Source organism: Methylobacterium oryzisoli (assembly GCF_046557895.1).
GTDB classification, from domain to species: domain Bacteria; phylum Pseudomonadota; class Alphaproteobacteria; order Rhizobiales; family Beijerinckiaceae; genus Methylobacterium; species Methylobacterium oryzisoli.
On sequence record NZ_JBKIBX010000007.1, the window covers coordinates 68,473 to 81,201 of the forward strand.

At 70.8% G+C, this 12,729-nt stretch carries 9 protein-coding genes; 6 read left to right on the forward strand and 3 right to left on the reverse strand.

Features of this window, described 5'->3' with window-relative positions:
* The first annotated feature begins 479 nt into the window (after nt 1–479).
* The 3 genes from proS (at nt 480) to ACKUB9_RS09225 (ending at nt 4,262) form a co-directional block, all read left to right on the forward strand.
* Entirely contained in the window at nt 480–1,814 is a 1,335-nt protein-coding gene (gene proS, locus ACKUB9_RS09215; protein WP_407520996.1) for a proline--tRNA ligase, read from the forward strand.
* A gap of 328 nt (nt 1,815–2,142) precedes the next feature.
* Nucleotides 2,143–3,426 (forward strand): lipoprotein-releasing ABC transporter permease subunit, encoded by a 1,284-nt coding sequence (locus tag ACKUB9_RS09220; protein ID WP_407520998.1) that lies wholly within the window; start codon nt 2,143–2,145, stop codon nt 3,424–3,426.
* Between the two features lie 131 nt (nt 3,427–3,557).
* Nucleotides 3,558–4,262: an ABC transporter ATP-binding protein gene (locus tag ACKUB9_RS09225; protein ID WP_407521000.1), complete on the forward strand. Its 705-nt coding sequence runs from the start codon at nt 3,558–3,560 to the stop codon at nt 4,260–4,262.
* A 35-nt stretch (nt 4,263–4,297) separates the two neighbouring features.
* On the opposite strand, the gene ACKUB9_RS09230 is transcribed toward ACKUB9_RS09225, so the two are convergent.
* The 3 genes from ACKUB9_RS09230 to ACKUB9_RS09240 form a co-directional block, all read right to left on the reverse strand.
* Entirely contained in the window at nt 4,298–5,485 is a 1,188-nt protein-coding gene (locus tag ACKUB9_RS09230) for an ABC transporter permease (RefSeq protein ID WP_407521002.1), read from the reverse strand.
* A 19-nt stretch (nt 5,486–5,504) separates the two neighbouring features.
* Nucleotides 5,505–5,963, reverse strand: a complete 459-nt coding sequence (locus tag ACKUB9_RS09235) for a DUF4112 domain-containing protein (RefSeq protein WP_407521004.1) — start codon at nt 5,961–5,963, stop codon at nt 5,505–5,507.
* A gap of 81 nt (nt 5,964–6,044) precedes the next feature.
* Nucleotides 6,045–7,199 (reverse strand): aminotransferase, encoded by a 1,155-nt coding sequence (locus tag ACKUB9_RS09240; RefSeq protein ID WP_407521006.1) that lies wholly within the window; start codon nt 7,197–7,199, stop codon nt 6,045–6,047.
* Between the two features lie 320 nt (nt 7,200–7,519).
* Between ACKUB9_RS09240 and ACKUB9_RS09245 the strand changes: the two genes are divergently transcribed.
* From ACKUB9_RS09245 to ACKUB9_RS09255, 3 genes are all read left to right on the forward strand, one after another.
* Nucleotides 7,520–7,675: a hypothetical protein gene (locus ACKUB9_RS09245; RefSeq protein WP_407521008.1), complete on the forward strand. Its 156-nt coding sequence runs from the start codon at nt 7,520–7,522 to the stop codon at nt 7,673–7,675.
* Between the two features lie 259 nt (nt 7,676–7,934).
* Nucleotides 7,935–9,284, forward strand: a complete 1,350-nt coding sequence (locus tag ACKUB9_RS09250) for an MdtA/MuxA family multidrug efflux RND transporter periplasmic adaptor subunit (protein ID WP_407521010.1) — start codon at nt 7,935–7,937, stop codon at nt 9,282–9,284.
* 121 nt (nt 9,285–9,405) lie between these two features.
* The gene (locus ACKUB9_RS09255) at nt 9,406–12,525 is read left to right on the forward strand and encodes an MdtB/MuxB family multidrug efflux RND transporter permease subunit (RefSeq protein ID WP_407521012.1); all 3,120 of its coding nucleotides are present in this window, start codon (nt 9,406–9,408) and stop codon (nt 12,523–12,525) included.
* The last annotated feature ends 204 nt before the right edge of the window (nt 12,526–12,729 follow it).

A 12,729-nucleotide genomic window follows, 5' to 3' on the forward strand; every position in this document is an offset into this window, starting at 1 on the left:
GCTTCCGTTGCGGCGGCGTCCGAAGATGTCTTCGACGCCCGCGCAAGCAGCCAATAAAAAAGCAAGGCTCGGAAGCCTTGCTCAAAATGCTTCTGGATGTTGTGTCAGCCTTGAAATTGGTCTTGCGCCGCACTCGGCGATTGGGCTGAACCTTCCTCCCGAGACTCGGACCTTGCGCGGCAGCTCATGGGGGCCGCCTGCGCACCATCGCGATGCCGCTTATAGGAATAAGAATTCGCATTGTCACCTGCCTGCGAGCCGGTTGATGCGATTTTTTGCATGGCTCGGCGAAATTCCGTCTCCGGGCACTCTTTTCCGCCAGCCCGGCCTGCACGGGTGCGTCCCCGCATCGGCGCCCAGCCCGATCCGGCTGCGCGCTCCGGCTTGTCTTTTGCCGGGGCAATGTGTTGTGTGCCCGGGCGAGTCGCCACGCCGGCCTCGCCCCCGCAGCACGCTTCTCCCTGGCGTCAAGGTCCCGCATGCGCCTCAGCCGATACTTCCTGCCCACCCTGCGCGAGACGCCCAAGGAAGCCGAGATCGTCTCGCACCGGCTGATGCTGCGCGCCGGCATGATCCGGCAGGAATCCTCCGGCATCTACGCGTGGCTGCCGCTCGGCCTGCGCGTCCTCAACCGGGTCTGCGCGGTGATCCGCGCCGAGCAGGACCGCAGCGGCGCCGTCGAGATCCTGATGCCGACGATCCAGTCGGCCGAGCTCTGGCGCGAGTCGGGGCGCTACGACGCCTACGGCAAGGAGATGCTGCGCCTGCGCGACCGGCACGAGCGCGAGATGCTGTTCGGGCCGACCAACGAGGAGATGGTGACGGAGATCTTCCGCGCCGCCATCCGCTCCTACAAGGACCTGCCGAAGAACCTCTACCAGATCCAGTGGAAGTTCCGCGACGAGGTGCGCCCGCGCTTCGGCACCATGCGCTCGCGCGAGTTTTTGATGAAGGACGCCTACTCCTTCGACCTCGACCAGGCCGGCGCCCGGCACGCCTACAACAAGATGTTCGTGGCTTACTTGCGCACCTTCGCGCGGCTCGGCCTCAAGGCGATCCCGATGCGGGCCGAGACCGGGCCGATCGGCGGCGATCTCAGCCACGAGTTCATCATCCTGGCCCAGACCGGCGAGAGCGAGGTCTTCTGCGACCGCGCCTACCTCGACTTCCCGGTGCCGGCCGCGGGCACCGATTTCGACGACGTGGCGGGGCTCCAGGGCATCGTCGACCACTGGACCTCGCGCTACGCCGCCACCTCCGAGATGCACGACGCGGACGCGTTCGCGGCGGTGCCGGAGGCCGAGCGGATGGCTGCGCGCGGCATCGAGGTCGGCCACATCTTCTACTTCGGCACCAAGTACTCCGAGCCGATGGGCGCCCGCGTCACCGGGCCGGACGGCCAGGAGCGCCCGGTGCATATGGGCTCCTACGGCATCGGGCCGAGCCGCCTCGTCGCGGCGATCATCGAGGCGAGCCACGACGAGGCGGGCATCATCTGGCCCGATCCGGTCGCGCCCTTCGACGTCGCCCTCCTCAACCTGAAGACCGGCGACGCGGCCACCGACGCGGCCTGCGCGTCGATCCAGAACGACCTCGAAGCCGCCGGCCTCGCGTTGCTGTACGACGACCGCGACGAGCGCCCGGGCGCCAAGTTCGCCAGCGCCGACCTGATCGGCCTGCCCTGGCAGGTCATCGTCGGACCGAAGGGTCTCGCCGAAGGCAAGGTCGAGCTGAAGCGGCGGGCCACCGGCGAGCGCGAGAGCGTGGCGCCCCAGGACCTGGCGAGCCGCCTGCGGCAGGGGAGGGCGGGGTGAGCGCCGCGGGGGCTCGGTCGGGCCTGAGGCTCCGCCAGGTGAGGCGCGGGACGGAGGTCCCCTCTCCCGTGCGGGAGAGGGGCAGGGGTGAGGGTCCCGGGAGGGTGCAGCAAGACGTCTCGACGCTGCCGCTACCAGCACTGAGGGTGGTTGCTGGTCATGAACCCTTCCGCTCCCCTCACAGCGCTTTCCGCTTCACTGCGGCCTCACCTGGACCCTCATCCCTACCCTTCTCCCGCACGGGAGAAGGGATCCCGCGTCTCCTGGAGAGACGGTCGGGATGGGGCCGTATGCCCGCGCTCTCGCCCGCGCCCCGGAGAACTCCGCGATGATCCAGGCTCTCCGCGACCGCCTCGCCGGCCCGCGGACCGGCACTGCGCCCTTCGCGCCCTTCGAGTGGACGATCGCGGGCCGCTACCTGCGCACGCGCCGCAAGGAGGGCTTCGTCTCGGCCATCGCCCTCTTTTCCTTCCTCGGCATCATGCTCGGCGTCGCGACGCTGATCATCGTGCTGTCGGTGATGAGCGGGTTCCGCAAGGAGCTGCTCTCCAAGATCGTCGGCATCAACGGCCACATCTTCGTGGCGCCGATCGACAAGCCGCTCACCGATTTCTCCGATCTCACCGACCGGCTCTCCAAGGTGGCGGGGGTGACCCTGGCGCTGCCCCTGGTGGAGGGGCAGGCCTTCGCCTCCTCGCCCTACGGCGGGTCCGGCGTGCTGGTGCGCGGCGTGCGGCCGGAGGACCTGCGCCGGATCCCGGCGGTGGCGGGCAACATCCGGGGCGGGTCCCTCGACACGTTCGACGCGAACGGGGGGGTGGCGATCGGCCGGCGCCTCGCCGAGTCGCTCGGCCTGCAGGCCGGGGACACGATCACGCTCGCCACGCCCAAGGGCGCGACCACGCCCTTCGGCACCGCCCCGCGCATCAAGGGCTACACGGTGGCGGCGGTGTTCGAGATCGGCATGTCGGAGTTCGACGCGAGCTTCGTCTACATGCCGCTCACGGAGGCGCAGGGGTTCTTCAACCGCGACGGCGACGTCTCGGTGATCGAGGTCTTCGTCGACGACGCCGACGCGGTCGGCGAGGCGCGCGGCGCCCTCGAACTCGCCGCCGAGCGGCCGGTGCTGCTCACCGACTGGCGCCAGCGCAACCGCACCTTCTTCTCCGCCCTGGAGGTGGAGCGCAACGTCATGTTCATCATCCTGACGCTGATCGTGCTGGTGGCGGCGCTCAACATCGTGTCGAGCCTGATCATGCTGGTGAAGGACAAGTCGAGCGACATCGCGATCCTGCGCACCATGGGGGCCACCCGGGGCACGATCATGCGGGTCTTCCTCATCACGGGAGCGTCGATCGGCTTCGCCGGGACCCTGGTGGGCTGCCTGCTCGGCCTCGTGTTCGCGGCCAACATCACGCTGATCCAGCGCACGCTGCTGCCGGGCGTGTGGGATCCCACCGTGCGCTTCCTCTCGGAGATCCCCTCGGAGATTAACCCGGGGGAGGTGATGACGGTGGTGCTGATGTCGCTGGTGCTGTCGCTCCTCGCCACCCTCTACCCGTCCTGGCGCGCCGCCCGGCTCGACCCGGTGCAGGCCCTGCGCTACGGCTGAGGCCGGTCCCTTTCCCTTCGAACGCGCGGCGGTCCCTGCCGCGATGGTGTGCTGCGTCAGATGCCCTTCGATGCCCTCGTCCCCGCCGACCTCCCGCCGCGCGCCCGCGCGCCGCACGGGTGAGGAGAGGCATGGACGCGTCCCAGCCCCAGCAGCCGGTCCCGGCCCTCTTCCTCGCCCGCGTCGAGCGCCGCTACCCCCAGGCGGAGGGCAGCCTCGACATCCTGCGCGGCGCTGACCTCGCGATCTGGCCCGGCGAGATCGTGGCGCTCGTCGCGCCCTCCGGCACCGGCAAGTCGACGCTCCTGCACGTGGCGGGACTCCTGGAGCGGCCGGACGGCGGCGAGGTTTACGTGGGCGGCCAGCCCAGCGCCCGCATGGACGACGCCGCCCGCACGCGGATGCGCCGCGAGGAGATGGGCTTCGTCTACCAGGCCCACCACCTGCTGCCGGAGTTTTCCGCCCTGGAGAACGTGGTGCTGCCTCAGCTCATCCGCGGGCTCGCCGCCGCAGAGGCCCGCTCGCGGGCGGCCGAACTCCTGACCTTCCTCGGCCTCAAGGACCGCCTGTCGCATCGCCCGGCCGAGCTGTCGGGCGGCGAGCAGCAGCGCGTCGCCATCGCGCGCGCGGTCGCCAACGGGCCGCGCCTGCTGCTGGCCGACGAGCCCACCGGCAACCTCGACCCGCAGACCGCCTCGCACGTCTTCGCCATCCTGGTGTCGCTGGTGCGGGCCTCGGGCGTCGCGGCGCTGATCGCCACCCACAATTTCGACCTCGCCGCCCGCATGGACCGGCGGGTGACCATCCGCGACGGGCTGGTGGTGCAGGTGGCCTGAGGGTCCGACCGGACCGCACGGCCCGAGGGAACCCCTCAGGCGAAGGTCTTGCGCGGGTCGAACGCGTCGCGCACCGCCTCGCCGGCGAAGATCAGCAGGCTCAGCATCACGGCGATCACCGCGAAGCCGGTGAGGCCGAGCCAGGGCGCCTGCAGGTTCGCCTTGCCCTGCGCCAGCAGCTCGCCCAGCGAGGGCGAGCCGGGGGGCAGCCCGAAGCCGAGGAAGTCGAGCGAGGTGAGGGTGGTGATCGAGCCGTTCAGCACGAACGGCAGGAAGGTCAGCGTCGCCACCATGGCGTTCGGCAGCAGGTGCTTGAACATGATGCGGGCGTTCGAGAGGCCGAGCGCCCGGGCGGCCCGCACGTACTCGAAGTTGCGCGCCCGCAGGAACTCGGCCCGCACCACCCCGACGAGGGAGACCCAGGAGAAGAGCAGCAGGATCCCGAGCAGCACGAAGAAGCTCGGGGTGATGATCGACGAGATGATGATCAGGAGGTAGAGCGACGGGATCGCGGTCCAGATCTCGATCACCCGCTGGAAGGCGAGGTCGATCCAGCCGCCGAAATAGCCCTGCACCGCGCCGGCCAGCACCCCGATCACCGAGGAGATGATCGCGAGCGTGAGCCCGAACAGCACCGAGAGGCGGAAGCCGTAGATCAGCCGGGCCGCCACGTCGCGGCCCTGGTCGTCGGTGCCGAGCCAGTTCCACTCGATGGCGCGGCAGGTCGACCCGCCCACCTTCTCGGCGCTCGCCCGGCACTGCGCGTCGGTGAGCATCCAGGTCGGGGGCGCGGGGGCCGGCACCGGCAGGTCGAGGTTGTGGGTGTCGTAGGAGAAGCGGATCGGCGGCCACAGCGCCCAGCCGTTCTCCGCGAGCTCCTTGCGGATCACCGGGTCGCGGTAATCCGTGCGCGCCAGGAAGCCGCCGAACTTCTCCTCCGGGTAGTCCACGAAGACCGGCATCAGGATCTCGCCCTTGTAGGAGACGAGGATCGGCCGGTCGTTGGCGATGAACTCCGCGAAGAGGCTGACGACGAACAGCGCCAGGAAGAGCAGGAACGACCAGTAGCCGCGCCGGTTCGCCCGGAAGTTGGCGAGCCGGCGCCGGTTGAGCGGCGAGAGGCGCCGCGTGCCGACCCCAGGCAGCGGCAACGCCACGGGCGCGGCGGCCGGCGAGGTGAGCGGGACCGCGTCGTATTCGGGGGGCGGCGGACGCTCGTTCATGCCGCCGCCCCGTACGCGATCAGCCGACCCGCGTCGCCGTGACGTCGATCACCGAGGGCTTCAGCTTGCCGCTGCGCTCCAGGTGGCGGCGCAGCAGCTGCACGTTGCGGCGGTTGGCCTTGAAGGCCGCGTCGAACAGGTCGCCCACGAGCGGCACCACGCCCACCACGCCGTCGATCGCCGTGTTGGCGATCATCCGGCCGAGCAGCCAGCGCGGCACGCCCAGCCGGCGGGCCTCCCAGATGATGTAGGAGGAGATGGCCGTCGAGACGGCGTCGCCCACCACCGGCAGCAGGCCCATCACCGCGTCGAGGCCGACCCGGCGGTTGATGCCCGGGATCACGAAGGCGGTGTCGAGGATGTGCGCCATCAGCTCCAGGCGCGCGAGCGTCTGCTCGACGTCGCTCGCCTCCGGGCGCGCGGTCCGGAAGGGCGGGGCCTCGCCGAAGCGGCCGCCGGCCGTCTGGGTGAAGTCCATCGTGGGGCTCCGAAGCGGATGCGGGGTGCTCATGCGTCAGCATGTGGCCCCGGCTCCCCCGGCCTGCAAGACGGGGGCGCATCACGCCGCCGCCCGGGTGAGCCCGCTCAGGCGGTCGAGCGCCGCGTCCAGGGTCTCGTCGCGCTTGGCGAAGCAGAACCGCACCACGTGCCGCACCGGATCCTGCGCGTAGAAGGCGCTCACCGGGATCGCCGCGACCCCGTGGCGGCGCACCAGCCGGTCGCAGAAGGCGACGTCGTCGTCGTAGCCCAGCGGCGCGATGTCGACGTTCAGGAAGTAGGTGCCTGCCGCGGGCAGCACCGTGAAGCCGAGGTCCGACAGGCCCGCCGCGAAGCGGTCGCGCGCCCGGGCAAACCCCGCCCGCATCCCCTCGAAATAGGCGTCGTCCTTGGCCAGCCCGTAGGCCACCGCCGCCTGGAGGTTCGGCGGCGTCGTGAAGGTGAGGAACTGGTGGGCCTTGGCCAGGACCCGCATCAGCGGCGGGGCGGCGAGCACGAAGCCGACCTTCCAGCCCGTGAGCGAAAAGATCTTGCCCGCCGAGCCGACCTTGATGGTCCGCTCGCGCATGCCGGGCAGCGCCATCAGCGGCCGGTGTCGGCGCCCGTCGAACACCACGTGCTCCCAGACCTCGTCGCAGAGCGCCACCGCGTCGAAGCGGCGGCAGAAGGCGGCCAGGAGCGCCAGATCCTCGTCGGGGAAGACCGTGGCGGCCGGGTTGAGCGGGTTGTTGAACAGCACCACCCGGGTGCGGGGGGAGAAAGCCTGGGCGAGCGCCGCCTCGGTGAGGCGGAAGTGCGGCGGCGTCAGCGTCACGAAACGCGGCACGCCGCCCGCCCGGCGCACCAGCGGCAGGTAGGCGTCGTAGAGCGGCGCGAACAGCACCACCTCGTCGCCGGGCTCGATCAGGGCCATCAGGGCGCCCGCCAGCGCCTCGGTGGCGCCCGAGGTCACCATCACCTCCGCCTCCGGATCGACCGCGAGGTCCTGCCAGTGCGCGTAATGCGCGGCGACGGCGTGGCGCAGCTCCGGCAGACCCATCATCGGCGGGTACTGGTTCCAGCCGTGGATCACCGCCTCGGCCGCCTTGGCCCGCACGTCCTCCGGCCCGGGATCGTCCGGAAAACCCTGGCCGAGATTCACCGCGCCGGTCTCGCGGGCGAGAGCGGACATCACCTCGAACACGGTGGTGGGCAGGTCGGCGAAGATCGGGTTCATGGAGCGGCGGCTGTCTCGTCTGGAGCCCGGGGACAAGCGGCTTTTCGCTAGCACGCGGACGGCAGGTGCGAAACCGCACACCGGCCGCAGCGTGTGAAGTGACGATTGTTGACATTCATCACTCGTCGGATAGCTTCCTGGCCATGCGGTCGGGCTGGCCGCGGGCACCGATCCGGAACTCCGCCCCCTCGTTCCGGATCGGCACCCAAGGCCAGCCCGGCCGTACTGCGTTACGGCGCCTCCGGCGCCCGGCTCGGGCGCTTGCCGCCGGACGGCGTTTCCGGCACCACGACGAACGCTTTCGTCTCCCGCCAGCCCCAATGTCCCTGCGCGCCTGCCTCCTCGTCGGATTGCTCACCGGTCTTCTGGGCGTCGGCCTGCGCCTCGCCCTGCCGGTGACGCCGGTCGATGCGAGCTACCGCGACGTGCTGGCCTTCTACCGGGCGCTCGGCGAGCGCTGGGAGGGACGGCCCTGATCGCGCCGGACTCTCCCCTCACGCGGCTGCGGCGGCGCGGATCGGCCGCTTAGCGCCGCGGCATCGCGTCCCGTGCGGGATCCCCGCGCCGCGTCGGCGAGTGTTCAGCAATCAAGAGGCAACATGCAGGCCGTACTGGCGTCGCATTGCCATGGCGGATGCGGTGAGATGGCGTGCTGCGCCGGCGGCCCGAACGGGCCATGACGGACGGGGTTGAGCAGCGCGGGGACGAACGGGTGCCGTGCGCCGGATTGACGAGATGAACGAGCTGTCGCCTATCAGGACCGATGAGGCCGTCGAGACGGGGCCGCGCCGCCGCCGCTCCCGCTTCGTCTGGCTGGTCCTGCTGCTCGCGCTCGCGGCGGCCGGCGCCTGGGGCTATCGCACCTACCTGCCGGACGGCTTCACATTCGGGCCGAAGCAGGCGGCGAAGCCCGAGACGAGCCGCCGCGGCGCCCGGCGGGCCGCCGGGGGCGAGGGGCCGCAGGCGGTCGGCGTCGCCACGGTGGCGGCCGGCGACATGCCGGTGGTGCTCACCGGGCTCGGCACCGTGACGCCACTCGCCACCGTGACGGTGCGCTCGCAGGTGAGCGGCTACCTCACGGAGATCGGCTTTCGCGAGGGGCAGCACGTCAAGAAGGGCGATTTCCTGGCCCAGATCGACGTGCGCCCCTACGAGGCGCTGCTCGCCCAGTACCAGGGCCAGCTCCAGCGCGACCAGGCGCTGCTGCAGAACGCCCGGCTCGACCTCGCCCGCTACCAGACCCTGAACCGCCAGGATTCGATCTCGAAGCAGAACGTCGACACCCAGGCCGCCACGGTCAAGCAGTACGAGGGCATCGTCGCCTCCGATCAGGCGCAGATCGACCAGCAGCGGCTCAACATCCAGTACGGCCGCATCACCTCGCCGGTGGAGGGGCGGGTCGGCCTGCGCCAGATCGATCAGGGCAACTACGTCACCGCGGCCTCGACCGGGATCGTGGTGGTGACGCAGCTCCAGCCGATCTCGGTGCTGTTCACCCTGCCGGAGGACGTGCTGGCGCGGGTGATGGACCGCCTGCGGGCGGGTGCGACGCTGCCGGTGCGCATCTTCGACCGCAGCGACACCGCCGAGATCGCCGTCGGCACCCTTGACACGGTTGACAACCAGATCGACGTGACGACCGGCACGGTGCGGCTGCGCGCCCTGTTTCCCAACAAGGACGAGCGGCTGTTTCCCAACCAATTCGTCAACGCCAAGCTCCTCGTGAACACGGTGACGAACGCCCCGATCGTGCCGGCCGCGGCGGTGCTGCGCGGCACGCCCGGCACCTTCGTGTACCTGCTCGGCCCGGACAACAAGGTCAGCGTCCGCCCGATCACCACGGGCGAGACGGACGGCAGCCGCACGGTGGTGACCTCCGGCCTCGCGACCGGCGACCGGGTGGTGGTCGACGGGACCGACCGCCTGCGCGACGGGGCCGAGGTGCGCGTCACCGGCGAGGGCGAGCCGCGGGCTCCCGCCGCCGAGCCGGCGGCGGCGCCATCCCCGCGCGCCGAGGCCGAGCCGACCCCCGCCGCCCCGCCCGAGGGCGAACGGCCGCGCCGCCGCCGGCCGCAGACCCCGTGAGGGGCGCCGTGCGAGCCCCCACCGCCTCTCCTGACACCCGCGGGGAACCCCTCTCCCGTGCGGGAGAGGGGTTCCCCGCGCCAGGTCCGGTGGGCGTGGCGCTGGATCGGTGGTGCCTGCCATGAACCCGTCGCGCCTGTTCATCCTGCGGCCGGTCGCCACCACGCTCCTGATGCTGGCGATCCTGCTCACCGGCATCCTGTCCTACTTCAACCTGCCGCTCTCGGCGCTGCCGGCCGTCGACTACCCGACGATCCAGGTCCAGACCTTCTATCCCGGCGCCAGCCCCGAGGTGATGACCTCGGCGGTGACGGCGCCGCTGGAGCGGCAGTTCGGGCAGCTCGCCAACCTCAACCAGATGACCTCGCAATCCTCGGCGGGCGCCTCGGTCATCACCCTGCAGTTCAACCTCGACCTCTCCCTCGACGTGGCCACGCAGGAGGTGCAGGCGGCGATCAACGCGGCCGGCAACCTGCTGCCGAGCGACCTGCCGGCCCCGCCCGTCTACGCCAAGGTCAATCCGGCCGATGCGCCGATCCTGACGCTCGCGCTCACCTCCAAGACGCTGGCGCTCACCCAGGTGCGCGACCTCGCCGAGACCCGCCTCGCGCAAAAAATCAGCCAGGTGTCGGGCGTCGGCCTCGTCACGATGGCGGGCGGCCAGCGCCCGGCCGTGCGGGTGCGCTTCAACGCCAGCGCGCTCGCGGGCTACGGCCTCAACATCGACGACCTGCGCACCACCATCGCCAACCTGAACGTCAACACCCCGAAGGGCACCATCGACGGGCCGACCCAGTCCTTCACCATCAACGCCAACGACCAGATCCGCGACCCGGCCGCCTACCGGGACGCGATCATCGCCTACCGCAACGGCGCGCCCGTGCGGCTCTCGGCGGTCGCCGACGTGATCGACGGGGCGGAGAACACCAAGCTCGGCGCCTGGATGGACACCACGCCCGCCGTCATCCTCAACATCCAGCGCCAGCCGGGCGCCAACGTCATCGCGGTGGTCGACCGCATCAAGGCCCTGCTGCCGCAGCTCCAGGCGACGCTGCCCGCCGCCATCCAGGTCACCCCGCTCACCGACCGCACCGTGACCATCCGGGCCTCGGTGCACGACGTGCAGGTCGAACTGCTGCTCGCCGTCGCGCTCGTGGTGGGGGTGATCTTCGTCTTCCTGCGCTCGCTGCCCGCGACCCTGATCCCGAGCCTGTCGGTGCCGCTCTCCCTCGTGGGCGCCCTCGCGGTGATGGACCTGTGGGACTTCTCCCTCGACAATCTGTCGCTGATGGCGCTGACCATCGCCACCGGCTTCGTGGTCGACGACGCCATCGTGGTGATCGAGAACATCGCCCGCCACGTGGAGGAGGGGGAGACGCCGCTGGAGGCCGCCCTGAAGGGCAGCCGGGAGATCGGCTTCACCATCATCTCGCTCACGGTCTCGCTGCTCGCGGTGCTGATCCCGCTCCTGTTCATGGGCGAGGTGGTCGGGCGGCTCTTCCACGAATTCGCCATCACGCTCGCGGCGACCATCGTGATCTCAGGCGTCGTGTCCCTGACCCTGGTGCCGATGCTCTGCGCCCGGCTCCTGCGCCACGAGCCCGCCCGCACCCGGCGGGAGGGCTGGCTCGCCGCCGCGGGCCGGCGCCTGATGGAGGGCGGGATCGCGTTCTACGGCTGGACGCTGCGCGGGGTGCTGCGCGCGCAGACCCTCACCCTGCTGGTGGCGGTCGGCACCCTGGTGCTCACCGGCTACCTCTACGTGGCGATCCCGAAGGGCTTCTTCCCCGTGCAGGACACGGGCGTGATCCAGGGCGTGTCGCAGGCCGACCAGACCGTCTCCTACGCGGCGATGGCCGAGCGCCAGCAGCGCCTCGCCGAGGAGATCCTGAAGGATCCGGACGTGGTGAGCCTGTCGTCCTTCATCGGCGTCGACGGCCAGAACGTGACGCTCAATTCCGGGCGCTTCCTCATCAACCTGCGCCCGCGCGAGGAGCGCACGCAATCGGCGAGCGACATCATCCGGCGCATCTCGGCCCGCACCGCGGCGGTGCCGGGCATCACCCTCTACATGCAGCCGGTGCAGGACCTCACCATCGACACGGCGGTGAGCCCGACGCAGTACCAGTTCATCCTGGAGAACCCGGATCCCGCCGCCTTCGACGCCTGGGTGCCGCGCCTCACTGACCGGCTGCGCCGGATCCCCGACCTCGCCGACGTGGCGAGCGACCGGCAGGCGGACGGTCTGGCGGCCTACATCACCATCGATAGGGCGACGGCGGGCCGCTACGGCATCACGCCGGCCTCCGTCGACAACGCCCTCTACGACGCCTTCGGGCAGCGCATCATCTCGACCATCTTCACCCAGTCGAACCAGTACCGGGTGATCCTGGAGGCCGATCCCGACCTGCACCGCTCCCTGCGTTCACTGGACCGGATCTACCTGCCCTCCGCGACGGCGCAGAACGGGCAGGTGCCCCTCTCGGCCATCGCCCAGGTGAGCGAGCGGCGCGCCCCGCTCCTCATCAGCCATCTCGGCCAGTTCCCCGCCACCACGATCTCGTTCAACCTCGCGCCCGGGGCCTCGCTGGGGCCGGCCGTGGCGGCGATCCAGGCGGCCAAGGCCGAGATCGGCCTGCCCGAGAGCTTCCAGCTCGTCTTCCAGGGCTCCGCGCTCGCCTTCGAGGCCTCGCTCGCCAACACGCTCTTCCTCGTGCTCGCCGCGATCGTCACGGTCTACATCGTGCTCGGCGTGCTCTACGAGAGCTTCATCCACCCGATCACGATCCTCTCGACGCTGCCCTCCGCCGGCATCGGCGCGCTCGCCGGCCTGATGCTCTTTGGGCACGACCTCGACATCATCGGCATCATCGGCATCGTGCTGCTGATCGGCATCGTGAAGAAGAACGCCATCATGATGATCGACTTCGCGCTCCAGGCGGAGCGCGAGGAGGGCATGAGCCCGCGCGAGGCGATCTACCAGGCCTGCCTCCTGCGCTTCCGCCCGATCCTGATGACGACCTTCGCGGCCCTGTTCGCGGCGGTGCCGATGATCTTCGGCACCGGCACCGGCTCGGAGCTGCGCCAGCCGCTCGGCGTCTCGATCGCGGGCGGCCTGATCGTCAGCCAGGTGCTGACCCTCTACACGACCCCGGTGATCTACCTCGCCTTCGACCGCCTCGCCCGCCGCCTGAGCGGCCGGCGCCGCGGCGGACTCGCCCGCGGCGAGGCGGTGCCGTGAGCGCCGCCGGCCGACAGGGCAAGCGCGGGATCCCCTCTCCCGTGCGGGAGAGGGGTAGGGGTGAGGGTCCCGGGAGGGTGCAGCAAGGATCCGGAACGTTGCCGCTACCAGCACAACGTTCACCGATTAGCCCTGAACCGTTCCGCTCCCCTCACCACCCTCTGCGCTTCACTGCGGCTCCCTCCCGGGACCCTCATCCCTGCC

Excerpts from the sequence above, each read along its gene's own strand:
- ACKUB9_RS09255 (WP_407521012.1), top strand. The coding sequence starts at position 9,406 with ATGAACCCGTCGCGCCTGTTCATCCTGCGGCCGGTCGCCACCACGCTC.
- proS (WP_407520996.1), top strand. The coding sequence starts at position 480 with ATGCGCCTCAGCCGATACTTCCTGCCCACCCTGCGCGAGACGCCCAAG.
- ACKUB9_RS09225 (WP_407521000.1), top strand. The coding sequence starts at position 3,558 with ATGGACGCGTCCCAGCCCCAGCAGCCGGTCCCGGCCCTCTTCCTCGCC.
- ACKUB9_RS09220 (WP_407520998.1), top strand. The coding sequence starts at position 2,143 with ATGATCCAGGCTCTCCGCGACCGCCTCGCCGGCCCGCGGACCGGCACT.
- ACKUB9_RS09240 (WP_407521006.1), bottom strand. The coding sequence starts at position 7,199 with ATGAACCCGATCTTCGCCGACCTGCCCACCACCGTGTTCGAGGTGATG.
- ACKUB9_RS09230 (WP_407521002.1), bottom strand. The coding sequence starts at position 5,485 with ATGAACGAGCGTCCGCCGCCCCCCGAATACGACGCGGTCCCGCTCACC.
- ACKUB9_RS09245 (WP_407521008.1), top strand. The coding sequence starts at position 7,520 with ATGTCCCTGCGCGCCTGCCTCCTCGTCGGATTGCTCACCGGTCTTCTG.
- ACKUB9_RS09235 (WP_407521004.1), bottom strand. The coding sequence starts at position 5,963 with ATGGACTTCACCCAGACGGCCGGCGGCCGCTTCGGCGAGGCCCCGCCC.
- ACKUB9_RS09250 (WP_407521010.1), top strand. The coding sequence starts at position 7,935 with ATGAACGAGCTGTCGCCTATCAGGACCGATGAGGCCGTCGAGACGGGG.